Raw genomic sequence first — 21,423 nt, 5'->3', positions numbered from 1 at the left:
TGGCAAAAACGAGGAGATGGGGCAGGGGGAAGATTCGGCAGGGCATCCCCGAATCTTAGGCCTTGCCCCTGCCCGATGCCATGCACGCGGGGGACAACCGGGCATCAGAATCGGACATCCCCGCGCCGCTTGGTGCAAGCGCTTTCAGGGCCCGTCGATCACGATGGCGCGAAAGTCGTTCACATTGGTCAGTGTGGGTCCGGTCACCACTGCGTCGCCCAGCGCGCCGAAGAATCCATGGCCGTCGTTGCGTGCCAGGGCATCGGCGGGCCGGATGCCCTGGGCCCGCGCGCGCTGCAGCGTGGTGGGCGTGAGCTGGGCACCCGCGATCTCTTCCTGTCCGTCCACGCCATCGGTGTCGCCAGCCAGCGCATGGATGCGCGGGTGGCCCTGCAATGCCAGGGCCATGGACAGCAGGCATTCCACATTGCGCCCACCGCGCCCGTCGCCGCGCACGGTGACCGTGGTTTCGCCGCCCGAAAGCAGCACGCAGGGCGTGGCAAACGGCTGCTGGCGCTGCGCCACTTGCAGCGCGATGCCGCCCAGCACCCGGCCCACGTCGCGCGCCTCGCCCTCCAGCGCATCGCCCAGGATGTACGGGGTGTAGCCGGCCTGGCGCGCCACCTCGGCCGCTGCCTCCAGGGCCATTTGGGGCGTGGCCACCATGCGCACCTCGCTGCGGGCCAGGTGGGGGTGGCCAGGCTTGGGCGATTCTCCCTGGCCCGACTCCAGCAGCTCGCGCGCCGCCGGTGGCAGCGCGATGCCGTGGCGGCGCACGATGCCCAGCGCATCGGCGCAGGTCGTGGGGTCGCCCACGGTGGGGCCGGAGGCGATGTCGACGGGGGCATCGCCGGGCACGTCCGACAGCAGCAGGGTCAGCACGCGCGCCGGGTGGCAGGCCAGCGCCAGCCGCCCGCCCTTGATGGCCGAGAGGTGGCGGCGCAGGCAGTTCATTTCGGCGATGGTGGCGCCCGACTGCAGCAGCGCGCGGTTCACCTCCTGCTTCATGGCCAGGGTGATGCCTGGCAGCGGCAGGGGCAGCAGCGCCGAGCCGCCGCCCGAGATGAGGCACAGCACCAGGTCGTCCGCGCGCAGGCCGGCCACGCAGTCGAGCATGCGCTGCGCGGCCGCCATGCCGGCGGCGTCGGGCACGGGGTGGGCGGCCTCGACGATCTCGATGTGGCGGCAGGGCACGGCGTAGCCGTAGCGCGTGACGACCAGGCCAGAGATCGGCCCATCCCAGTGGTCCTCCACCGCCCGCGCCATGGCGGCCGAGGCCTTGCCCGCGCCGATGACGACCAGGCGCCCCGAGCCCAGCGACGCAGTGGGCAGGTGCGGCGGCACGCACAGGGCCGGCTGGGCACTGGCGATGGCTGCGTCGAACATGCGCAGCAGCAGCGCCTGCTGCGGCGTGGCAGGGGGCTGTGCTGCCATCAGCGGGCCGGCGCCTGGCCGATCTCGAAATGCGCCAGGGTCTCCAGCGCGCGCACCAGGGCCGAATGGTCCCAGGCCGCACCGCCCTGCGCCACGCAGCTGTTGAACAGCTCCTGCGCCATGGCGGTGTTGGGCAGGGCCACGCCCAGGGCGCGCGCGCTGGCCAGGGCCAGGTTCAGGTCCTTCTGGTGCAGCTCGATGCGAAAGCCCGGGTCGAAGGTGCGGCGCAGCATGCGCTCGCCATGCACTTCGAGGATCTTCGACGAGGCGAAGCCGCCCATCAGCGCCTGGCGCACGCGCGCCGGGTCGGCGCCGGCCTTGGCGGCGAACACCAGGGCCTCGGCCACGGCCTCGATGTTCAGCGCCACGATGATCTGGTTGGCCACCTTGGCGGTCTGCCCGTCGCCGTTGCCGCCCACCAGGGTGATGTTCTTGCCCATCAATTCGAACAGCGGCCTGACGCGCGCGAACGCCGCGTCCGGCCCGCCGACCATGATGGACAGCGTGGCGTTCTTCGCCCCCACCTCGCCGCCCGAGACCGGTGCGTCGAGGTAGTCGCAGCCCAGGGCGTTGATGCGCTGCGCGAAGTCCTTGGTGGCGATGGGCGAGATCGAGCTCATGTCCACCACGGTATTGCCCTTGCTGAGGCCGGCGGCCACCCCGCTCTCGCTGAACAGCGCGTCCTCGACATGCGGGGTGTCGGGCACCATGGTGAAAATGATGTCGGCCCGCTCGGCCACGCCGCGCGCCGTGACGCACTGGGTGGCCCGGCTCTCGGCAATGGCGGGCGGCACGCGCCCGCGGGTGTGCACGAAGAGCTGGTGGCCGGCCTGGATCAGGTGCTGCGCCATGGGCGCGCCCATGGTGCCCAGGCCGATGAAACCGATCTTGAGGGAGGTGGTGGTCATTGGAAGATGTCCTTGAAAATCATGCTTGGGTCAGGGCTTCGCGCCAGCCCAGGCCGGCCTCGGTGGTGGTGGCGGGCTTGTATTCGCAGCCGATCCAGCCCGTGTAGCCGATGGCGTCGATGTGCTTGAACAGCCAGGGATAGTGGATCTCCCCGGTGCCTGGCTCGTTGCGGCCCGGGTTGTCGGCCAGCTGGATGTGGCCTATGCGCGCCAGGTGCTTGGCTAACGTGGCGGCCAGCTCACCCTCCATGCGCTGGGCGTGGTAGATGTCGTACTGCACGAAGGCGTTGCCTGCGTCCACCTCGTCCAGCAGGCGGAGCGCCTGGGCCGTGGTGTTCACGAAGAAGCCCGGGATGTCATGGGTGTTGATGGGCTCGACCAACAGGCGCAGCCCGGCCTGGCGCAGCGCCTGCGCGGCAAAGCGCAGGTTCTCCACCAGCGTGCGGCGCAGCAGCTCGGGCGGCACGCCCTCGGGCGCCTTGCCGGCCAGGCAGTTGAGCTGTTTCACGCCCAGCGCCTGGGCATAGCCAATGGCCTGCGCCACGCCGGCGCGGAACTCGGCCTCGCGCCCCGGCAGGCAGGCGATGCCGCGCTCGCCCGCGCCCCAGTCGCCTGCGGGCAGGTTGTGCAGCACCAGCTGTAGGCCGTGGGCGTCGAGCTGGGCACGGATCTCCTCGGCCGGCCAGGCGTAGGGGAAGAGGAACTCGACGGCCGTGAAGCCAGCGCGCGCGGCGGCGCCGAAGCGGTCGATGAAAGGCAGCTCGGTGAAGAGCATGGTCAGGTTGGCAGCGAATCGGGGCATGCGGGTGTCTCCTTGAATGTTGATCAGTCGAGCAATCCGGCGAGTTCCAGGCCAGCGTGGCCGCCGGGGTGGCGGCAGTCGATGGCCTCGAACTCGTTGACCCTGTCGATCTCGGTGCCCATCGCGATGTTGGTGACCTTCTCCAGGATCACCTCCACGACCACCGGCACCCGGTGCTCGCGCGCCAGGGCCAGGGCCTGGGTGAGGGCACTGGCGATCTTCTCGGGGTCGGTCACGCGCAGCGAGCGGCAGCCCAGGCCCTGCACCACGGCCTGGTGGTCCACGCCGTAGCTGCGCAGGTCGCCCTCGCCCGGCGCCACGTTCTGGTTCTCGAAGGCCAGCTGCACGCAGTAGTCCATGTCGAAGCCGCGCTGCGCCTGGCGGATCAAGCCCAGGTAGCTGTTGTTGACCAGCACTTGCACGTAAGGCAGGTTGAACTGCGCCCCCACGGCCAGCTCTTCCATCAAGAACTGGAAGTCGTAGTCGCCGGACAGGCCCACCACCGTGCGCGTCGGATCGGCCGCCACCACGCCCAGCGCAGCGGGAATGGTCCAGCCCAGCGGGCCGGCCTGGCCGCAGTTGATCCACTGGCGCGGACCGTAGACGTGCAGGAACTGCGCGCCCGCGATCTGGCTCAGGCCGATGGTGCTCACGTAGATGGTGTTGCGCGGCAGCACGGCGTTCATCTCCTCGTACACGCGCATGGGCTTGATGGGCGTCTCGGTGAAGTGCGACTTGCGGTGCATCAGCGCCTTGCGTTCGGCGCAGCGCCCGGCCCAGTCGCTGCGGTCGGGCAGGCCCCGGGTGTCCTTGCGCTCGCGCGCCACCTGCACCAGCAGCTGCAGCGCGGCGCGCGCATCGCTGACGATGCCGAAGTCGGGGTTGAACACGCGGCCGATCTGTGTGGGCTCGATATCGATGTGCACGAACGTGCGGCCCTTGCAGTACACCTCGGGCGAGCCGGTGTGCCGGTTGGCCCAGCGGTTGCCGATGCCCATCACGAAGTCGCTGGCCAGCAAGGTGGCGTTGCCGTAGCGGTGGCTGGTCTGCAGGCCGCACATGCCGGCCATCAGCGGGTGGTCGTCGGGCAGGGTGCCCCAGCCCATCAGCGTGGGGATCACGGGCACGCCGGTCAGCTCGGCAAACTCCACCAGCAGGTCCGAGGCATCGGCGTTGATGATGCCGCCGCCGGCCACGATCAGCGGGCGCTCGGCGGCTTCGAGCATGTCCAGCGCCTTCTCCACCTGCCGGCGGGTGGCCGCGGGCTTGTAGACCGGCAAAGGCTCGTAGGTGTCGATGTCGAACTCGATCTCGGCCATCTGCACGTCGAAGGGCAGGTCGATCAGCACCGGCCCGGGCCGGCCCGAGCGCATCAGGTGGAAGGCCTGCTGGAAGGCGCGCGGCACCAGGGCCGGCTCGCGCACCGTCACGCTCCACTTGGTCACCGGCTTGGAGATGGACTCGATGTCCACCGCCTGGAAGTCCTCCTTGTACAGCCGGGCACGCGGCGCCTGGCCGGTGATGCACAGGATGGGAATGCTGTCGGCGATGGCCGAGTACAGGCCGGTGATCATGTCGGTGCCCGCCGGCCCGCTGGTGCCCACGCACACGCCGATGTTGCCTGCCCGGGCGCGGGTATAGCCCTCCGCCATGTGCGAGGCGGCCTCCACGTGGCGGGCCAGGATGTGGGTCAGCGACTGGCGCTCGCGCACCGCCGCATAGAACGGGTTGATCGCTGCGCCGGGCACGCCGAACAGCTGGGTGATGCCCTCTTTCTCCATCACCAGCACGGCGGCCATGGCGGCTTTCATTGTTGCCATCGGGGTCTCCTGTCAAGGGGTTTGAAAACTGATGGACTGGATGCTCCCCGCATTGGCCAAAGCCCGGAACCCGCATCCAGGGCATTAGCGTTATTCCCTTTTGGAATGCAATCGGCCGCCAGGCGCTGCCGATAATCGTTTCCATGGATCGCCTTCTCGGAGTCAAACTGTTCGTTCGCGTGGTGGACCTGGGCTCGTTCAGCAAGGCCGCCGCCGAGATGGGCGTGGGCCAGCCCTCTGCCACCAAGCTCGTGGCCCAGCTCGAAAAGCAGCTCGGCTCGCGCCTGCTGCACCGCAGCACGCGCGGCGTGTCGCCCACCGAGATCGGCCGCCTGTACTACGACAAGTGCAAGCTCATCACCCACCATGTCGAAGAGGCCGAGACCGTGGCCGCGCTGCTGCAGTCCCAGGTGCAGGGCGGGCTGCGCATCAGCACCTCGGTGGCCTTCGGCCGGCGCGTGCTGGTGCCGCTGGTGATGCGCTTCATGCGCGAGAACCCGCGCCTGCAGATCGAACTGGTCTTCGAAGACCGCTACGTGAACCTGGTCGAGCAGGGCATCGACGTGGCCATCCGCATGGGGCGCCTGGCAGACTCCACGCTGGGCGCGCGCTACCTGGGGCTCAACCCCTGGGTGCTGGTGGCCTCGCCCGGGTACCTGGCGCAGCGCGGCACGCCTGCCGAGCCGGCCGACCTGGCGCGTCACGATGCCCTCATCTACAGCACCGCACAGGGCGATGCGCGCTGGCACCTGGGCAAAGGCTCGGGTGCGGCGCTCACGGTGCCGGTGGCCGGGCCGCTGCGCTCCAACAACCTCTCGGCCCTGCTGGCCGCCGCGCGCGGGGGCATGGGCATTGCGGCGCTGCCGACCTACGTGGCGCATGGCTCGCTCGAGGGCGGCGCCGTCGTGTCGCTGCTGCCCGGCTGGACCCTGCCGCCGCAGGAGATCCATGCCGTCTACCCTTCGCCGCGCATGGTGCCGGCCAAGGTGGTGAGCTTCATCGAATGGCTGCAGCTGCAGATGGGCGAGCGCTGGTGGGCTGTGCAGGGCGGCGATCAATCGCCCTGAAGGGCCCTGGAAAAAGCGCTACGCTTGCAGTCCCTTCACCGATTTGCTGCGGGCCACCGCCGTTTTCCGACCATGCGCGAGACCATCCAGACCCTCGAACCCTCCATGATCCGCGAGGTCGCCAACGCCGGCCTGGGGCGCGACGACGTGCTGGCCTTCTGGTTCGGCGAGAGCGATGAGGTGACCCCCGAGGTGGTGCGCAACGCCGCCATCGAGTCGCTGCAGCGCGGCGAGACCTTCTACAGCCACAACCTGGGCCTGCCCGCGTTGCGCGAGGCCGTGGCGCGCTACACCAGCAGCCTGCACCCGGCGGTGGACGCGGGCCGCATCGCGATCACGTCGGGCGGCGTCAGTGCGCTGATGCTGGCCGTGCAGACCCTGGTGGATGCGGGCGACGAGGTGGTGGTGGTCACGCCCGTGTGGCCCAACCTGGTGGCGCAGCCGGTGATCCTGGGCGCGCGCGTGCGCACCCTGCCGCTCACGGCGGCGGACGGGCAGTGGACGCTCGACATCGAGGCCCTGTGCCGCGCCGTGACCGCGGAAACCCGTCTGCTCATCGTCAACGCCCCCAACAACCCCACGGGCTGGACGCTCACGCGCGCCGAGCAGCAGCGCATCCTGGACCACTGCCGCAGCACGGGCACCTGGATCCTGGCCGACGAGGTCTACGAGCGCCTGTACTACGAACCCACCGAGAACCGCTGCGCGCCGAGCTTTCTGGACATTGCCAGCGCCGACGACCGCCTGGTGGTGGCGCACAGCTTTTCCAAGAGCTTTCTCATGACCGGCTGGCGCCTGGGCTGGCTGGTGCTGCCGCCCGCGCTGGTGGACGGCATCGCCAAGGTCATCGAGTTCAACACCTCGTGCGCCAGCGTGTTCACCCAGCGCGCGGCCCTGGCGGCGCTGGAGCACAGCGAGGAGATCACGCCGCGCGTGGTGGCGCACTTGAAGGCCTGCCGCGACACGCTGGTGCCCTTGCTCGCCCAGGTGCCGGGTGTCAAGGTGACGGCGGCGCGTGGCGGCATGTACGCCTTCTTCCAGATCGAAGGCTTCAACGATTCGCTCACCCTGGCCAAGCGCCTGGTGACCGAGGCCGGCCTGGGCCTGGCACCGGGCAATGCCTTTGGCGCCGAAGCCCAGGGCTGGTTGCGCTGGTGCTTTGCCTCCAAGGACCCGGCGCGCCTGGTCGAAGGCGTGCGGCGCTTGCGCACCTGGCTGGAGGCCAACCCGGTGCGCTGAACCCGCTATTGAGCGTCTGGCTGCACGGAGGGGTGCGCCTGCTGGAAGGCCGGCAGCGCAGCGCAGCGCTCGTCGATGGCCACCAGCGTGGGGTAGGGCGACAGGTCCACGTCGAAGCGCCGCGCGTTGAAGACCTGCGGCACCAGGCAGCAGTCGGCCAGGGTGGGCGTGTCGCCAAAGCAGAAGCCGCCCGCTTTGCCTGCGGCGGTGATCTCGGCCTCCAGCGCCTCGAAGCCCTGGGCGATCCAGTGCTTGATCCAGTCGCTCTTGGCCGCATCGGCCACGCCCAGCGTGCCGGTCAGGTACTTGAGTACGCGCAGGTTGTTGATCGGGTGGATCTCGCAGGCGATCACCAGCGCCAGTTGCCGCACGTAGGCGCGGTCGGCCAGGGCAGTGGGCAGCAGCGGCGTGGTGGGGTATTTTTCTTCCAGGTATTCGAGGATGGCCAGTGACTGGCTCACGCGCATGCCGTCTTCGCCGAACACGGGGACCAGGCCCTGGGGGTTGATGGCCTTGTACTCGGGGTTGAGGTGCTCGCCGCCATCGCGCACCAGGTGTATGGGGATCTGGGTGGCTTCGAGGCCCTTGAGGTTGAGCGCGATGCGCACCCGGTAGGCGGCCGAGCTGCGAAAGTAGGTGTAGAGAATGCGGTCCATGGCGCAATGATAGGTGCTAGCCCAGTGCGATATAGACCCGCCCGCCATCGATGCGCACGGGGTAGCTGCGCACGGCATCGGTCACGGGCTGGCAGGTGGGCGCGCCGCTGCGCACGTCGAACCGGCCCTGGTGCAGCGGGCACTCGATCTCGTGGCCTTCCAGAAAGCCGTCGCAAAGGCGCGCGTGGCCGTGGGTACACAGGTTGTCGGTGGCGTAGACCGCACCCTCCACGCCATAGAGCGCGATGTCGCGCCCGTTCACGGCCAGGCCGATCACGTCGTCCTGCGGCACGTCGTCAAACGCGGCCGCATCGGTCCATTGCAGGGTGGTGGTTTCGCTCATGGCATGGTTCCTAGATGGGGTAGATGATCGAGTTGGGGATCATTTCGCTGTCGTAGACGACGAGCTTCTTCGCGAACTTGAGGCCATCTGGCGTGCGCACCACCTCGTCGATGTAGCGGCCCGCGTTGAACACCGTGGACATCTGCGACAGCTTGGTGCGCAGCACGGCGTAGTTGGCCTCGCAGTGGATGCGCTCGCCGTCGAGCTGGCGCACCACCGGCGCGCCGATGATGTGGCGCTGGTAGTAGGGGTCGTGGAACAGGGTCTCCTTGATGCCGTAGACCCGGTCGCGCAGCATGCCCTTGCTCTCGAACGACAGCGTGGCCAGCGGAAACCCGCGCTCGTGGTTTTCGCGCGGCTGCAGGCGGTAGCTGCAGTCGTCGGTGAAGAAGCCGGGCCACAGGTCCCAGTCGCCCGAATCGACGGCGCTGGCGTAGTCGGCATAGAGCTGGGTGAGGGCGTAGTAGGTGGCGAAGTCCATCTCAGCCCCCTGCCTTGTCCTGGGGTGCGTCGCCGTCCTCCATGACCTCACGCCAGTATTGGTACATGCCGCGGATCAAAGTCTCGGTCACCATGTGGTCGGTGTCGCCCACCTCGCGCCCGCCCAGTTCGGCCAGCGCGCGGTGAAAAGGCTTTTGCTCGAAGCCTTGCTGCGAAAACTCGATCACCTCGCCATCGTCGGCCGAGACGAAACCCGCCGGCCCGAACAGGTTGGCCTGGCGCAGGCGGCGCTGCGTCATCTCCTCGGTGTCGTCCGCGAAACCGAAGTGCGTCCACACGAAGTCGAAGGCGCCATGGCCCGCGGGCTGGATGTGGCGTGTGGAGACGCTGTTGACCTGCTGCTGCAGGATCACGCTCGGGAACAAGGTCATCATCACCGCGGTGGGACCGCCCCACCAGGGCTCGGGCACGATGTCCAGAAAGCGCGGGTCTTCGAGCTGCATGCTTTCCTTGAAGCTCGACACCTGCGTGACCTGCCCCGCCTTGCCGGCCTGGCCGCGCGTAGAGACCATGGCCGCGTGGCGGTGGCGGGCGTCCATGGTGAGCTCGCTCTTGTTGTCCGCGCGCCAGAGCCCGAAGGTCACGAACCAGGTGTGCAGCAGGCCGGGGTGGTAGGGGTCCTTGATGTTCTCCTGCATCAGCTTCCAGTTGCCCGGAATGCGCTGGCGGTTGTAGCCCAGGATGGTGAGCTTGCGGCCATCGAACAGCCGGTCGAAGTAGGCCAGGATCTCGGGGCCGAGAAAGTCCTCGAACGATTCCACGCCATGGTCGAACGAGGCGAACACCACGCCGCCGCGCGTGGCAACCTTCAGTTTGTTGAGCCCATGGTCTGCCGGGTTGAAGTCGGCCGGCATGCCGCCGTGGACCTTGCCGTCCTGTTTCACGCCACGGCGGAACGGCACGCCCTGCAGCTCGCCCTTCAAGCTGTAGTTCCACTGGTGGTAGGGGCAGACCAGTTCCTTGCGGTTGCCCGAGCGCTCGCGGCAGAACTGCATGCCCCGGTGCGCACAGACGTTCTCGATCACGTTGATGCCGCCCTCGGCATCACGCACCATGACCACCGAGCGCTCGCCGATCGCCGTGCGCTTGAAGTCGCCCGCGTTCGGGATCTCGGCCTCCAGGCCCACATAGCACCAGTGCTGGCGGTAGAAGAAGCGTTCGAGCTCCTTGCGGTGCAACTCCTCGTCGGTGTAGACCTTGAAGGGCACGCGGCTCGTGCCGGGACCCTCCCACCGGGCCTGCGCCGGGAAGATGGTGTGGGGTTCGCTGCTCATGTAAGTCTCCTTGTTTCTTGTGGGGGGCGGTACCGCGGTGTCACAGCCGCTCTTCGCGCCACAGGCCCAAGGCTTTCTGCACGGGGCGGTCGGAGTAGGAAAAGAGGATGCTGTCGGTGCGCGCGCGCAGCGTGAGCGTTTGCCAGGAGGGCACTACGAACACGTCGCGCTCCGCAAAGCCAAAACCCCGTCCGTTGATCTCGGCCTCGCCGCTGCCTTCGAGGCACACGTACACCGTGCCATCGGTGCAGCGGTAGGGGCGGGTGGTGAAGCCGGCCGGCAGGCGCTGTGCAAAGGTGCCCATGGTGGGCATGGGCGATGCCCCGGTGGCCGGGTTCACGAAGCGCTGCTTGAAGCCCAGGTGCGCATCGGGTGCGCCCTGGGCAATGGCGAGCAGCGCCGCACGCGTCTGCGCGTAGGGGTAGATGAACAGGCGCGTCGGCTCGCCCGTGCGCTGCTCTTCATCGACGGGCAGCATGTTGGCGCCGTAGCGCGCCAGGGCGTCGCCCTCGGGCCGCGCCACGCCCTGCGAAGGCGCGGCAGACTTTTCGGCAAAGCCCGCGTCCAGAAAGCGCACCAGCGGAATATCGAGGCCGTCGAGCCAGACCACGGGCTCGCTGCCCAGGTTGCCGTGGTCGTGCCAGGTCCATGCCGGGGTGATGATGAAGTCGCCGCGGTGCATGGTCACGCGCTCGCCGTTCACCGACGTGTAGGCCCCCTCGCCATCGAGCACCAGGCGCAGGGCGGACTGCGTGTGGCGGTGTGCCGGTGCCACCTCGCCGGGCAGGATGAGCTGCAGGCCGGCGTACAGCGACTGCGTGATGCACGACTGGCCGCGCAGACCCGGGTTCTCGAGGATGAGCACGCGGCGCTCGGCTTTCTCGGCGCTGATCAGCCGGCCCGCCTCCATCACCTGCGCACGCACTGCCGCGTACGACCAGTGGTGTGGCACGGCCGGCGAGCGCGGCTCTGGGGGCACCAGTGCGCCCAGCACTTCCCACAGCGGCGTCATGCTGTTGCCGCCGATGCGCTCGTAGTAGGCCTTGCGCGCGGCCAGGGTCTCTGTGGAATGGGGGCGGGGCTGTTCCATGGGGCTTCCTTGTGAGGTCAAGTGCCACTGGCGTAGAAGGCGTCCGCATGGATCTGGCTGGGCAGCACGCCCATGCGGCGCACCAGCAGTGCGGTGGCCTCCACCATCGGTGGTGCGCCGCAGAGGTAGGCGCGAAACCCGGCCAGGCTCTGCCAGTCCTGCGCGATGGCATCGGTGACCAGGCCCGTGCGGCAGCCCGCCGCCCGGCCCGAGGCCAGCACCGTGTGCACGCTGAGGGCTGGGTGCTCGTGCTGCAGCGCGGCCAACCATTCCAGACCATAGACGTCGCGCTCGGAGCGCACGCCAAAGTACAGATGCATCGGGTTGCGCATGCCGGCCGCGAGCGCGCCGCGCACGATGGACAGGATGGGCGCGAGGCCCGTGCCACCGGCCACGCAGAGCATCGGGCCGTCGTGCTGGCGCCGCAGGTAGGCCGAGCCCAGCGGTCCGCTCACGCGCACCGCATCGCCCACCTTCAGCTCCTGGGCGATGTATCCCGTCACGCGCCCCTCGGGCACAAGCCGCACATGGAACTCCAGCTCGCCACCACCGGCCAGGCCCGCCATGGAATAGGGACGTGCGTGCGCGGGCGTGAACTGCAACTGCGCATACTGCCCCGGCGAGAAGTCGAGCGGCTTGGCCGGCTGCAGGCGCAGGCGCCTGATGTCATGGGTCGCATCCTCGATGGCGACCACCATGGCCTTGAGGGTGCGCGCGGTATGCACCACCACCTCGTCGGGCTCGGCGATCTCCACCGTGCAGGGCTCGGTCACGAAGGTCTGGCAGGCCAGCACGTAGCCGGCATCGCCATCGGTGGCAGCGCCCAGGGGGCGTTGGGCCTCGCGGCCCGATTCCAGCACCTCGCCCTGCACCACCCTGCAGCGGCAGGTGCCGCAGCGCCCGGCCATGCAGCTGTACGACACGGGCACGTCGTTGGCGCGCAGGGCGTCGAGCAGGTTCACACCGGCAGCGACGTGCAGGGTGCGCCGCAGTGGGCGGACATGGATTTCCATCGTGCGTTGTCTCTTTGTCTTTCTTCGGGCTCGCAGCGCTCCCTGGGGGAGTCATGGCAGCGATGATCCGGTCCACCTGAAAATCAGTCAACGCGATGGGGTCAATGTTCAATATCATTGAAATCAATATTTATCGGGGCAGGCCATGGAACTCAAGGACATCGACCTCAACCTGCTGGTGGTCTTCAACCAGTTGCTCACCGAGCGCAAGGTCTCCAAGGTGGCCGAGAACCTGGGCCTGGGCCAGCCGGCCGTGAGCAATGCCCTGGCGCGCCTGCGCCGGCAGTTCGACGACCCCTTGTTCCTGCGCACGGCCAGTGGCATGCAGCCCACGCCGTTTGCCGAGCAACTGGCCGAATCGGTGGGCTATGCGCTGGGCATGATCCATGGCGCGGTGAATGCGCGCAACGCCTTCGATCCCGCCAGCAGCCAGCGCAGCTTCACCGTGGGCATGACCGACATCGGGGAGATCTATTTCCTGCCGCAGCTCATGCAGCGCATTGGCGAGGTGGCGCCGGGCGTGGCGATCAGCACGGTGCGCAACACCGCGGTCAACCTCAAGGACGCGATGGAGGCCGGCCAGGTGGACCTGGCCATCGGCCTGCTGCCGCAGCTCAAGGCGGGCTTCTTCCAGCGCCGGCTGTTCGAACAGGACTACGTGGTGCTGCTGCGCCAGGGCCACCGGCTCGCGCAGCGCAGGCAGTTGCGCGCAGCGGACTTCTTCGCTGCCGAGCATGTGGCCGTGGTCTCGGCCGGCACCGGCCACGGCCAGGTCGACGAAATCCTGGACAGGCACTCACCTGAGCGGCGCGTGAAGCTCAAGGTGCCGCACTTCGTGGCCATCGGCCATATCCTGCAGTCCACCGACCTGATCGCCACCGTGCCCGAACGGCTGGCCGGGCGCATGGTGGAGCCCTTCGGGCTGGTGGCGCGTCCGCACCCGGTCAAGCTGCCGCGCATCGCCATCAACCTCTTCTGGCACGCCAAGTACCACAAGGATCCGGCCAGCCAGTGGCTGCGTACGCTGGTCTTTGACCTGCACTCGGACTATGCGGGTCGGGCGCAGGGGGCGGCGCTTCAGTAGCGGTCGTCCTCGTCGCTGCCATTGCCCCAGGTGCCGACATTGGCCGACTTGAGCAGCGGTGAGGCCTGGCCCGCCATGGCCAGCTCGTCCGCCGCGGCCATGAGCTCGGGGCCGAAGCGGGCCATGCTCTTGGCCGTGAGCCGGGCCGAGGGGCCGGCGATCACCAGCACGCCCGTGGTGGGCTCGCCCTTGCGGCGCACCGGGGCCGCCATGGAACTCATGCCGGGCGCATAGCCGTCCTGGATCAGGCTGTAGCCGCGTTTGGCGTGCGCGCGCAGGGCCGTCTGCAGCGCCTTGAGCGTGGTGGGCGCGTTGGGCCCGAACTGGCGCGGGCTGCCCAGGCCCTGCCTGGACACGCGTGCAGCGGCCTCGTCTTCGGGCAAGGTCATGAGCCAGGCGTGGCCCGCGGCGCTGCACGACAGGCGCAGGTCGATGCCCATGTCCGGGTCGTACAGCAGGCCGGACTTGGCGCCCTGGGCCTTGGCCACCAGGGTCAGCCGCTCGCCGTCGACGATGGCCAGGCGCACGAGTTCTTCCGTGGTGCGCGCGAGCCGGTCGATCACGGGCTGGGCGATGTCGACCACGCCCGAGCGGCTCAGGAAGCTCAGCCCCATCGACGCCATTTTGGTGGTGAGCGCGTAGTCGCCCTTGTGCGGCATCTGGCGCACGTAGCCATAGCCGATCAGCTCGTGCAGCGTGCGGTGGCAGCCGCTGCGCAGCATGTTGAGGTCGGTGGAGATGCGCGCCAGCGCCACGCCATCGGGGTGCGCGACCAGGTACTCCAGGATGGCCAGGGATTTTTCGAGCGCTCCGCTCATGGGGACTCCTTCGGGTGGATGGCCGTGATCATACGCAGACTTTCAGAATTTGAATGAGTTGTAAATGTTGAATGGTGTTCAGAAAATGCGAATACCATGCGCCGTCGTACCGCGAAGCACGCACCGCTGAAGGCGTGCCGCAGCGATCACCTCCCAAGAAAGAAAGGAAGAGACAAGCATGACCACATTCACATTGCGCCGCGCGGCAATGGCCACCATCGGCGCCCTGGCACTCGCCTGTACCGCGCCCTCGGCGCTGGCCCAGGACATCAAGGAGCGCAACCTCAAGTTCGCTTTCAGCCTGGCCAAGGACCATCCCCTCGGGCAGGGCGCACAGAAGTTCGCCGACCTGGTCGGGCAAAAGAGCGGCGGCAAGATCAAGGTCACGCTGTTCGCCAATGCCGTTCTGGGCAGCGACACGCAGAACCTGTCGGCTGTGCGCGGCGGCACGCTCGATTTCGCGTCCATGGCCACGGGTCTGCTCGCCGGCATCGACAAGCAGTTCATGGTGTTCGACTTCCCCTTCCTGTTCGACAGCCCGCAGGAGGCCTATGGCCTGGCCGACGGCCCGGTGGGCACCCGGCTGCAGGCGGGCCTGGCGGCGCACGGCATCGTCGGCCTGGGCATTTGGGACCTGGGCTTTCGCAACATGACCAACAGCAAGCGCCCCATCGCGCGGCATGAGGACCTGCAGGGCCTCAAGCTGCGGGTGATCGCCTCGCCGATCTACCTGGACATGTTCAACACCCTGGGTGCCAACCCCGTGCCCATGACCTTCGGCGAGGTCTACGGCGCGCTGGAGTCCAAGGCCATCGACGGCCAGGACAACCCGGTGGGCGTGATCGAGTCGGCCAAGTTCGCCGAGGTGCAAAAATTCCTCTCGCTCACGCGCCACGTCTACACCGGCATGCCCGTGCTCATGAGCAAGAAGACCTGGGACGGCATGTCCGAGGCCGAGCGCAAGCTCATCACCGACGCCGCCAACGAGGCGAAGCAGGAGGAGCGCCGCATCGCGCAGGCCAAGGAGGCCGAGTCCATCACCAACCTGCGCAAGACCATGCAGGTCAACGACGTGGCCCCGGCAGAGCTTGCGCGCCTGCGCCAGAAGGTGCAGCCCGTGGTCGACAAGTTCGCCAAGGAAGTCGGCGAGCCGCTGATGACCCAGGTCAACGCCGAGCTCGCGCGCCTGCGCGGCGCCGGCAACAAGTGAGGGCCGGCCATGGCACTGTTGGGGCAGGCCGCTCTGGCCATGTGGTGGGACATCGCGCCCGAGCGGCGTACCGAGTTCGAGGACTGGCACACGCACGAACACTTCCCTGAGCGCATGGGCATCCCCGGCTTCCACCGGGGCTCGCGCTGGTCTGCGGCGGATGGCGGCGAAGGCTTTTTCGTGCTGTACGAGCTGGCGGCGTACGAAACCCTGGTTTCCGATGCCTACCTGGCGCGCCTGAACGCGCCCTCGCCCTGGTCCACAGAGATGATGCCGCACCACCGCCACATGGTGCGCAGCCAATGCCGCGTGCTGGAGAGCCGTGGTGGCGCGCTGTCACGGCATGCGCTCACGCTGCGGCTGTCGCCGGCCGAAGGCGCATCGGATCGCCTGCGCGCCCATCTGGCTGCGCTGGCGGGGTCACTGTCGTTGCGCCCCGGCACCACCGCGGGACATCTGCTGCAGAACCAGACCCCGCAGATCGCTGTCACCACCGAGCAGCAGATCCGCGGCGGCCCCGACCCGGCGGCCGACTGGGTCTTCATCGCCTGCGGCTACGACCGGGCGGCGCTGGACGCGTTGGCAGGTGCTGAACTGTCGGAGGCTGCGCTGGTGGCCGCCGGCGCGCAGGCCGGCGCGCTGCGCGGCCTCTACGCGCTGGCACACTCCAACACGGCGCAGGACCTGGGTTAGCGGCCCCGCAGCGCGCCTGTCAAACGATGCGCAGCTTCAGGTTGGGAAAGCGGTCGATGTGGATCTCGATCTCGTCGCCCTTGACCACCGGGCCCACGTTCTCGGGCGTGCCCGAGTAGATGATGTCGCCGGGCCTGAGCTCGAAGGCGCGCGACAGGCGGCTGATCTGCTCGGCCACCGACCAGATCATGTGCTGCAGCGTGGCGCTCTGCTTGGTGGTGCCGTTGACCTTGAGCCAGATGTCGCCATCCTTGATGTGGCCCACCTGGCTCACCGGGTACAGCGGCCCCACGGGCGCGGATTGGTCGAAGGCCTTGCCGATCTCCCAGGGCTTCTTCTGGTCGCCCATTTCGCGCTGCAGGTCGCGGCGCGTCATGTCCAGGCCCAGCGAGTAGCCGAACACGTGGTCGAGCGCGCTTTCCACCGGAATGTCCTTGCCGCCCTTGGCCAGGGCCACCACCAGTTCCACTTCGTAGTGGTAGTTCTTGGTCAGCGTGGGGTAGGCATGGTCGGCCACCACGCCGGGCTTCACGAACTGGATCGCGTCGGCCGGCTTCTGGAAGAAGAAGGGCGGTTCGCGCGTGGGGTCCGAGCCCATCTCGCGCGCATGGGCGGCGTAGTTGCGGCCGATGCAGTAGACGCGGCGCACCGGGAACACCTGTTCGCTGCCCACGATGGGGATGGTGGTCTGCGGCAGGTCGAAGGGCGTGGGCGCCGCCTTGCTGGCGCCTGCGGGCAGGGCGCAGCCGGCAACGGCGCCGGTGGCGATGAGGGCGGAGTGGGTCAAGATATTGCGTCGGGGTTGGTCCATGGTGCTTTGTCTCCTGTTGGAGCGGCTAACAAAACTCTTCTGGCGTCGTTGCTGCGTCTTGTCGTACTCCTCGTACTGCCTGCGACGCAGCGCCTAGCCAGAACCGCTTCGCTGAGTTTTGTTAGCCGCTCTTGTTGTGGTCGATAGCGATTGTTGGGGCGGCCATCACAGGCAACTTGCACGCATCTACGCCCAAACCGGACAGGGCCACCACTGCGCGAGCGGATACCATTTGCGCATGCCCTCCCCGTCCCGACCGAACGCCCATGCCCGCCTGTACGGCATGCAGGAGCGCGCTGAGCACCTGGATTTCGACATCCGCTTTCAGGGCGCGCGCGACGTGCTCAGCCGGCCCCACCGGCATGAGTACTTCCAGATCCAGGTGAGTCTCGAAGGCGGCGACCGGCAGGTGGTGGGCACGGCCACGCGGCCCTTCGGCGCGGGCACGCTGAGCTTCGTGCTGCCCTTTCGCATGCACGTGGTGCCTCACCCGGTAGGCGCGCGCTACGCCATCATCAACTTCGACCAGCGCTTCCTCTGGCCCGAGCTCGACGTGCCCGCCCTGGACCTGGAGGACGTGGGCATCGCGCAGCACCCGGAGCTGGCACCCTTCCTGTTCCAGGAGTCGCTGGACTTCGCCTTCGGGCCCGAAGATTTCGCGCAGATCCGCCAGTGGCTTGATGCCCTGGTGGCGCACAACCAGCCGCGTACGCTGGGCTCGGCGGCCAGCATCCGCGGCATCCTGCTGCAGCTGCTGGGCCTGGCCTGCGCGCGCTTTGCCGGCGACCTGCACGCCCAGGCCGCGCGCCACCACCGGCGAGGCGGCGTGCAGCACGACGCCCTGCAGCGCGCGCTGCGCCACCTGCGCGCGCATTCGCACGAGGACATTGCGCTCACCGACACGGCCACGGCCGTGGCGCTGTCACCCAACTACCTCGCTCACCTGCTCAAGAAGCAGACCGGCCGCACCTTCACCGAGTTGCTCACCGAGCGGCGCCTGGAGCATGCACGCGCGCTGCTGGCCGGCTCCGACACGCTGATCCGCGAGATCGCGCACCAGAGCGGCTTCCACGACGAGGCCTATTTCAGCCGCCGCTTCCGGCAGGAGGCCGGGCTCACGCCGCGCCAATTCCGCCAGCAGGCCCGTCTGCAGGGGTAATCATCAAGCGGGAAATGGACACTCCGCACGAACACCCAATGCACGCAATTCGGCCAGCAGGCCGGCTGGCAACGGCACCCCGTCGCTGCGGCGCTGCAGTTCGCACTCCGCCTGGCGCTGGCCCGGGTAGCGGGCGCCGGGGCCGCTGGCCTCCAGGCAGGTCTGCATCCAGGCGGACACGCTGGCGTCGAACGCCTCGCGCCCGGTGGCCAGCGCGGGGTTGATCACCAGCGCAAAGGCGCTGGCGTTGGCGGCCGAGCCGGTGCCGCCGGTAGACGCCTCTGGCGCCGACGTGACGCCGCCCAGACTCGCCGCCAGGCACTCGACCAGCATCGCCAGCCCCAGGCCCTTGTGGCCGGCGATGGGCTGCATGGCGCCCTGCAGCGCCAGCACCGGATCGGTGGTGGGCTGCCCGTCGGGGCCGAGCGCCCATTCGGGCGGGACAGTGTCCTGGCCCTCGCGCACGGCCTGCGCCACATGCCCGCGCGCCACCACGCTATTGGCCATGTCGAACACCAGGGGCGCGCGACCCGCCAGCGGCAGGGCGAAGGCCAGTGGGTTATTGCCGATCACCGGTCCGCTGGCGCCCGGCAGGGCCATGACCGGAGGCGTGCGCTGGCACAGGAAGGCGAAGAAACCCTGCTCCGCGGCGGCCGCCACATACACCGCCAGCGCTGCCAGGTGGCCTGTGGCCCGGATGTGGCAGGCCACCAGGGGCTGGTGGCGCGCCAGGGCCATGGCCTGCTCCAGCGCGAAGCTGGCCACCACCTGGCCCAGGCCGCCGTCGCCATCGCAGCGCAGCCAACTGGCGGCATCGGCATCGATGCGGGGCACGGCGCGGGCATTCACCTCGCCGCTTGCGAGCTTGTCCACATAGCCCGGCAGGCGCGCAATGCCATGGGTATCGATGCCGCGCAGGCTGGTGCGCAGCAGCAGACCGGCGGTGAGGGCGGCAGGCTCCTCGGCCACCCCGAAGCCCATAAACACCCGCGTGGACCAGGCCTGCAGCGTGCAGCTGTCCAGGGTGTTGGCGGCTTCAGGGCTTGCCGGCATCGAAATGCTTGCGCAGGCCCTGCCAGCAGCGGTAGTAGTCGTCCTGCAGCTGCGCCGACTGCAGTGCCTGCGCGGTGGGGCGCTGCACGCAGCGGGTCTCGAACATGAAGGCCATGGTGTCCTTGATGGCGTGCGGTGCCGACAGGTCGGCGTTGCTGGCCTTCTCGAAGGTCTCCGCATCGGGGCCGTGGCCGGTCATGCTGTTGTGCAGGCTGGCGCCGCCGGGCACGAAGCCCTCGGCCTTGGCGTCGTAGACGCCGTGCACCAGGCCCATGAACTCGCTGGCGATGTTGCGGTGGAACCAGGGCGGACGGAAGGTGTCCTGCATCACCAGCGTGCGCGGCGGGAAGACCACGAAGTCGATGTTGCTCACGCCCGGGGTGTCCGAGGCACTGTGCAGCACCAGGAAGATCGACGGGTCCGGGTGGTCGTAGCTGATCGAGCCGATGGCGTTGAAGCGCCGGAGGTCGTACTTGTACGGCGCGTAGTTGCCATGCCAGGCCACCACATCGATGGGCGAATGCTCCATCTTCGCCGACCACAGGTGGCCCATGAACTTGGCCACCAGCTCGTGCGGCGCGTCGATGTCCTCGTAGGCCGCGTGCGGCGTGAGGAAGTCGCGCGGGTTGGCCAGGCCGTTGGATCCGATAGGGCCCAGGTCGGGCAGGCGAAAGTTGGCGCCATAGTTCTCGCAGATGTAGCCGCGCGCCTCGCCGTCCGGCAGCTCCACGCGAAAGCGCACGCCGCGCGGTATCACCACGATCTCCTGCGGCTCGGCGTCGATCACGCCCAGCTCGGTCACGAAGCGCTGGCGGCCCTGCTGCGGCACGATGAGCATTTCGCCATCGGCGTTGTAGAACACACGCCGCTCCATGGAGCGGTTGGCCGCGTACAGGTGCATGGCCGCGCCGTTCTGGGCGTGCGGGTCGCCGTTGCCGGCCATGGTGACGATGCCCTGCACGAAGTCGGTGGGCTCGGTGGGCAAGGGCAGCGGGCTCCAGCGCAGCTGGTTCGGAGGCGTGGGCACGGCGTCGAAGGCGCTCACGATGCGCCCATCCTCGATGCGCTCGAACGGCGTGTGCATGGCCGACGGGCGGATGCGGTACAGCCAGGAGCGGCGGTTGTCCGCACGCAGCGCCGTGAAGGCCGTGCCGCTCAACTGCTCGGCATACAGGCCGTAGGGGCAGCGCTGGGGCGAGTTGCGGCCCACGGGCAGGGCGCCTGCAAGCGCCTCGGTGGCGAATTCATTTCCAAAGCCGGACTGGTAGGGGGTGCTCATGGTGTGTGGCGTGCAGGGTGGGCAAGGTGGGGCTGCGCCATCCCCGATGGAGGCGCCTCGCAGGCCATTGTGGAGCGGGTTGCGTGCAGGTTTCCTGCGTGCCCGGCATACCGGCTCTGGCGGGCGGGTCAATGCCCGGCGTTCAGCGAACTCACTCGACCGTCACGCCCGCCTTTTTCACCAGCCGGGCATAGCGCTCCTGCTCGGTCTTGAAGAACTGTAGCGAAGCCTCGGGCGCCATGGGGTTGATGATGTTCTCCTGCTTGGCCATGGCTTCTTTGGTTTCCGGCATGGCGAAGGCCGCCACCACGGCGGCATGCAGGCGCTTGACCTCGGCAGGCGGCAGCTTGGCCGGGCCCACCACGGCGAACCAGCCGGCCACGTCCACGTCCGGGAAACCCTGCTCGGCGATGGTCGGCAGGTCCGGCAACGAGGCCACGCGCTGCGTGCCCATGATGCCGATGGCGCGCAGGGCGCCGCTCTTGAGCTGGCCCTGCACGGCGGGCAGCGCCACCACGCCGATCTCGACCTGGCCGCTCACCATGTCCGTGACCATGGGGCCCACGCCCTTGTAGGGGATGTGGCGCACGTCCACGCCCGCGGCTTCCATGAACATGGCGCCCGCCAGGTGGATGATGGTGCCGTTGCCCGAGGAGGCGTAGTTGTAGCCATCGGGCTTGGCCTTGAGCAGGGCCTGCAACTCCTTGGCGTTCTTCGCCGGAATCTTGGGGTTGACCACCAGCACGAAGGGTGTGGCGCCCACCACCGTGATCGGCGTGATGTCGCCCACGGCGTCGAACGGCATCTTCTTGAACACGCTGGGGTTGACCACATGGTTGTTGGACACCACGCCCAGCGTGAGCCCGTCGGCCGGCGCACGCACGATGACCGAGGCGCCGGTGATGCCGCCCGCGCCGGGCAGGTTCTCGATCACCACGCTCTGGCCGCCCAGCGCCTTGATCAGCTGCGGCGCGGCCGCGCGCATGATGGTGTCCACCCCCGAGCCGGCGCCCACGGGCAGCACCATGCGGATGGGCTTGTCGTTGGCGCGCACGTTGGTGGTGGCGGCGCCGCACAGGGCCAGGCCGGCCAGCCAGAGGGCGGCGCGGCGGTGGGGCTGGAAGGACGGGGTAGAGGTCGTGGCTTGCATGGTGCTTGTCTCCTGTGGT

21 protein-coding genes are annotated in these 21,423 nt (G+C 68.6%); 6 read left to right on the top strand and 15 right to left on the bottom strand.

What is annotated here, in order from left to right:
* Positions 1–144 precede the first annotated feature (144 nt).
* From AC0IZS_RS04475 to gcl, 4 genes are read right to left on the bottom strand one after another with little or no spacing between them, the layout of a single operon-like run.
* The gene (locus tag AC0IZS_RS04475) at positions 145–1,434 is read right to left on the bottom strand and encodes a glycerate kinase type-2 family protein (protein WP_471634543.1); all 1,290 of its coding nucleotides are present in this window, start codon (positions 1,432–1,434) and stop codon (positions 145–147) included.
* On the bottom strand, positions 1,434–2,342 hold the full coding sequence (glxR, locus tag AC0IZS_RS04470; RefSeq protein WP_471634542.1) for a 2-hydroxy-3-oxopropionate reductase: 909 nt from the start codon (positions 2,340–2,342) through the stop codon (positions 1,434–1,436). Before glxR ends, AC0IZS_RS04475 begins: the two co-directional genes overlap by 1 nt.
* Before the next feature lie 19 nt (positions 2,343–2,361).
* Positions 2,362–3,144, bottom strand: a complete 783-nt coding sequence (gene hyi / locus AC0IZS_RS04465) for a hydroxypyruvate isomerase (protein WP_471634541.1) — start codon at positions 3,142–3,144, stop codon at positions 2,362–2,364.
* A gap of 23 nt (positions 3,145–3,167) precedes the next feature.
* Positions 3,168–4,964, bottom strand: a complete 1,797-nt coding sequence (gene gcl, locus AC0IZS_RS04460) for a glyoxylate carboligase (RefSeq protein WP_471634540.1) — start codon at positions 4,962–4,964, stop codon at positions 3,168–3,170.
* A 143-nt stretch (positions 4,965–5,107) separates the two neighbouring features.
* On the opposite strand from gcl, the gene AC0IZS_RS04455 reads away from it, so the two are divergent.
* Together AC0IZS_RS04455 and AC0IZS_RS04450 are read left to right on the top strand one after the other, a co-directional pair.
* Positions 5,108–6,031: a LysR family transcriptional regulator gene (locus AC0IZS_RS04455; RefSeq protein WP_471634539.1), complete on the top strand. Its 924-nt coding sequence runs from the start codon at positions 5,108–5,110 to the stop codon at positions 6,029–6,031.
* 72 nt (positions 6,032–6,103) lie between these two features.
* Positions 6,104–7,270, top strand: a complete 1,167-nt coding sequence (locus tag AC0IZS_RS04450) for a pyridoxal phosphate-dependent aminotransferase (RefSeq protein ID WP_471634538.1) — start codon at positions 6,104–6,106, stop codon at positions 7,268–7,270.
* Between the two features lie 5 nt (positions 7,271–7,275).
* Here the strand turns inward: AC0IZS_RS04450 and maiA are convergent, their stop codons facing one another.
* The 6 genes from maiA to AC0IZS_RS04420 are packed head-to-tail and all read right to left on the bottom strand — an operon-like array spanning position 7,276 to position 12,147.
* On the bottom strand, positions 7,276–7,926 hold the full coding sequence (maiA, locus tag AC0IZS_RS04445; protein ID WP_471634537.1) for a maleylacetoacetate isomerase: 651 nt from the start codon (positions 7,924–7,926) through the stop codon (positions 7,276–7,278).
* Positions 7,927–7,942: 16 nt separating this feature from the next.
* Positions 7,943–8,269: a non-heme iron oxygenase ferredoxin subunit gene (locus tag AC0IZS_RS04440; protein WP_471634536.1), complete on the bottom strand. Its 327-nt coding sequence runs from the start codon at positions 8,267–8,269 to the stop codon at positions 7,943–7,945.
* 10 nt (positions 8,270–8,279) lie between these two features.
* Positions 8,280–8,750: an aromatic-ring-hydroxylating dioxygenase subunit beta gene (locus AC0IZS_RS04435; RefSeq protein WP_322596312.1), complete on the bottom strand. Its 471-nt coding sequence runs from the start codon at positions 8,748–8,750 to the stop codon at positions 8,280–8,282.
* A gap of 1 nt (position 8,751) precedes the next feature.
* Entirely contained in the window at positions 8,752–10,044 is a 1,293-nt protein-coding gene (locus AC0IZS_RS04430) for an aromatic ring-hydroxylating dioxygenase subunit alpha (protein ID WP_471634535.1), read from the bottom strand.
* Positions 10,045–10,084: 40 nt separating this feature from the next.
* Positions 10,085–11,134, bottom strand: coding sequence for a gentisate 1,2-dioxygenase (gtdA, locus tag AC0IZS_RS04425; protein WP_471634534.1), 1,050 nt, complete (start codon positions 11,132–11,134; stop codon positions 10,085–10,087).
* A 17-nt stretch (positions 11,135–11,151) separates the two neighbouring features.
* Positions 11,152–12,147, bottom strand: a complete 996-nt coding sequence (locus AC0IZS_RS04420) for a 2Fe-2S iron-sulfur cluster-binding protein (RefSeq protein WP_471634533.1) — start codon at positions 12,145–12,147, stop codon at positions 11,152–11,154.
* A 145-nt stretch (positions 12,148–12,292) separates the two neighbouring features.
* Between AC0IZS_RS04420 and AC0IZS_RS04415 the strand changes: the two genes are divergently transcribed.
* Positions 12,293–13,231 (top strand): LysR family transcriptional regulator, encoded by a 939-nt coding sequence (locus tag AC0IZS_RS04415; protein ID WP_471634532.1) that lies wholly within the window; start codon positions 12,293–12,295, stop codon positions 13,229–13,231.
* On the opposite strand, the gene AC0IZS_RS04410 is transcribed toward AC0IZS_RS04415, so the two are convergent.
* Positions 13,225–14,049: an IclR family transcriptional regulator gene (locus AC0IZS_RS04410; RefSeq protein ID WP_471634531.1), complete on the bottom strand. Its 825-nt coding sequence runs from the start codon at positions 14,047–14,049 to the stop codon at positions 13,225–13,227. The two genes, AC0IZS_RS04415 and AC0IZS_RS04410, sit on opposite strands and share 7 nt — an antisense overlap.
* A gap of 178 nt (positions 14,050–14,227) precedes the next feature.
* Between AC0IZS_RS04410 and AC0IZS_RS04405 the strand changes: the two genes are divergently transcribed.
* Together AC0IZS_RS04405 and AC0IZS_RS04400 are read left to right on the top strand one after the other, a co-directional pair.
* Complete coding sequence (locus AC0IZS_RS04405) at positions 14,228–15,259, top strand: TRAP transporter substrate-binding protein (protein WP_471634530.1); 1,032 nt, start codon at positions 14,228–14,230, stop codon at positions 15,257–15,259.
* Between the two features lie 9 nt (positions 15,260–15,268).
* Positions 15,269–15,952 carry a hypothetical protein gene (locus tag AC0IZS_RS04400; RefSeq protein WP_471634529.1) on the top strand — a complete coding sequence of 228 codons (684 nt, stop codon included), beginning with the start codon at positions 15,269–15,271 and terminating at the stop codon, positions 15,950–15,952.
* 19 nt (positions 15,953–15,971) lie between these two features.
* Here AC0IZS_RS04400 and AC0IZS_RS04395 read toward each other — a convergent pair whose 3' ends face one another.
* The gene (locus tag AC0IZS_RS04395; protein ID WP_471634528.1) at positions 15,972–16,763 is read right to left on the bottom strand and encodes a fumarylacetoacetate hydrolase family protein; all 792 of its coding nucleotides are present in this window, start codon (positions 16,761–16,763) and stop codon (positions 15,972–15,974) included.
* A 238-nt stretch (positions 16,764–17,001) separates the two neighbouring features.
* Between AC0IZS_RS04395 and AC0IZS_RS04390 the strand changes: the two genes are divergently transcribed.
* On the top strand, positions 17,002–17,922 hold the full coding sequence (locus AC0IZS_RS04390; protein ID WP_428003469.1) for a helix-turn-helix transcriptional regulator: 921 nt from the start codon (positions 17,002–17,004) through the stop codon (positions 17,920–17,922).
* Positions 17,923–17,925: 3 nt separating this feature from the next.
* On the opposite strand, the gene AC0IZS_RS04385 is transcribed toward AC0IZS_RS04390, so the two are convergent.
* The 3 genes from AC0IZS_RS04385 to AC0IZS_RS04375 all read right to left on the bottom strand — a co-directional run bounded on the left by AC0IZS_RS04385 (position 17,926) and on the right by AC0IZS_RS04375 (position 21,404).
* A complete protein-coding gene (locus AC0IZS_RS04385) occupies positions 17,926–18,975 on the bottom strand; it encodes an Ldh family oxidoreductase (RefSeq protein ID WP_471634527.1) in 1,050 nt (349 codons plus the stop codon).
* Entirely contained in the window at positions 18,959–20,254 is a 1,296-nt protein-coding gene (hmgA, locus tag AC0IZS_RS04380) for a homogentisate 1,2-dioxygenase (protein ID WP_471634526.1), read from the bottom strand. The genes AC0IZS_RS04385 and hmgA overlap by 17 nt, the downstream gene beginning before the upstream one ends.
* A gap of 151 nt (positions 20,255–20,405) precedes the next feature.
* Positions 20,406–21,404 carry a tripartite tricarboxylate transporter substrate binding protein gene (locus AC0IZS_RS04375; protein ID WP_471634525.1) on the bottom strand — a complete coding sequence of 333 codons (999 nt, stop codon included), beginning with the start codon at positions 21,402–21,404 and terminating at the stop codon, positions 20,406–20,408.
* Positions 21,405–21,423 lie beyond the last annotated feature (19 nt).

Source organism: Acidovorax sp. AC410 (assembly GCF_979253235.1).
This window is presented reverse-complemented; position numbering and strand designations above follow the sequence as displayed.

Excerpts from the sequence above, each read along its gene's own strand:
- AC0IZS_RS04475 (WP_471634543.1), bottom strand. The coding sequence starts at position 1,434 with ATGGCAGCACAGCCCCCTGCCACGCCGCAGCAGGCGCTGCTGCTGCGC.
- glxR (WP_471634542.1), bottom strand. The coding sequence starts at position 2,342 with ATGACCACCACCTCCCTCAAGATCGGTTTCATCGGCCTGGGCACCATG.
- hyi (WP_471634541.1), bottom strand. The coding sequence starts at position 3,144 with ATGCCCCGATTCGCTGCCAACCTGACCATGCTCTTCACCGAGCTGCCT.
- gcl (WP_471634540.1), bottom strand. The coding sequence starts at position 4,964 with ATGGCAACAATGAAAGCCGCCATGGCCGCCGTGCTGGTGATGGAGAAA.
- AC0IZS_RS04455 (WP_471634539.1), top strand. The coding sequence starts at position 5,108 with ATGGATCGCCTTCTCGGAGTCAAACTGTTCGTTCGCGTGGTGGACCTG.
- AC0IZS_RS04450 (WP_471634538.1), top strand. The coding sequence starts at position 6,104 with ATGCGCGAGACCATCCAGACCCTCGAACCCTCCATGATCCGCGAGGTC.
- maiA (WP_471634537.1), bottom strand. The coding sequence starts at position 7,926 with ATGGACCGCATTCTCTACACCTACTTTCGCAGCTCGGCCGCCTACCGG.
- AC0IZS_RS04440 (WP_471634536.1), bottom strand. The coding sequence starts at position 8,269 with ATGAGCGAAACCACCACCCTGCAATGGACCGATGCGGCCGCGTTTGAC.
- AC0IZS_RS04435 (WP_322596312.1), bottom strand. The coding sequence starts at position 8,750 with ATGGACTTCGCCACCTACTACGCCCTCACCCAGCTCTATGCCGACTAC.
- AC0IZS_RS04430 (WP_471634535.1), bottom strand. The coding sequence starts at position 10,044 with ATGAGCAGCGAACCCCACACCATCTTCCCGGCGCAGGCCCGGTGGGAG.
- gtdA (WP_471634534.1), bottom strand. The coding sequence starts at position 11,134 with ATGGAACAGCCCCGCCCCCATTCCACAGAGACCCTGGCCGCGCGCAAG.
- AC0IZS_RS04420 (WP_471634533.1), bottom strand. The coding sequence starts at position 12,147 with ATGGAAATCCATGTCCGCCCACTGCGGCGCACCCTGCACGTCGCTGCC.
- AC0IZS_RS04415 (WP_471634532.1), top strand. The coding sequence starts at position 12,293 with ATGGAACTCAAGGACATCGACCTCAACCTGCTGGTGGTCTTCAACCAG.
- AC0IZS_RS04410 (WP_471634531.1), bottom strand. The coding sequence starts at position 14,049 with ATGAGCGGAGCGCTCGAAAAATCCCTGGCCATCCTGGAGTACCTGGTC.
- AC0IZS_RS04405 (WP_471634530.1), top strand. The coding sequence starts at position 14,228 with ATGACCACATTCACATTGCGCCGCGCGGCAATGGCCACCATCGGCGCC.
- AC0IZS_RS04400 (WP_471634529.1), top strand. The coding sequence starts at position 15,269 with ATGGCACTGTTGGGGCAGGCCGCTCTGGCCATGTGGTGGGACATCGCG.
- AC0IZS_RS04395 (WP_471634528.1), bottom strand. The coding sequence starts at position 16,763 with ATGGACCAACCCCGACGCAATATCTTGACCCACTCCGCCCTCATCGCC.
- AC0IZS_RS04390 (WP_428003469.1), top strand. The coding sequence starts at position 17,002 with ATGCCCTCCCCGTCCCGACCGAACGCCCATGCCCGCCTGTACGGCATG.
- AC0IZS_RS04385 (WP_471634527.1), bottom strand. The coding sequence starts at position 18,975 with ATGCCGGCAAGCCCTGAAGCCGCCAACACCCTGGACAGCTGCACGCTG.
- hmgA (WP_471634526.1), bottom strand. The coding sequence starts at position 20,254 with ATGAGCACCCCCTACCAGTCCGGCTTTGGAAATGAATTCGCCACCGAG.
- AC0IZS_RS04375 (WP_471634525.1), bottom strand. The coding sequence starts at position 21,404 with ATGCAAGCCACGACCTCTACCCCGTCCTTCCAGCCCCACCGCCGCGCC.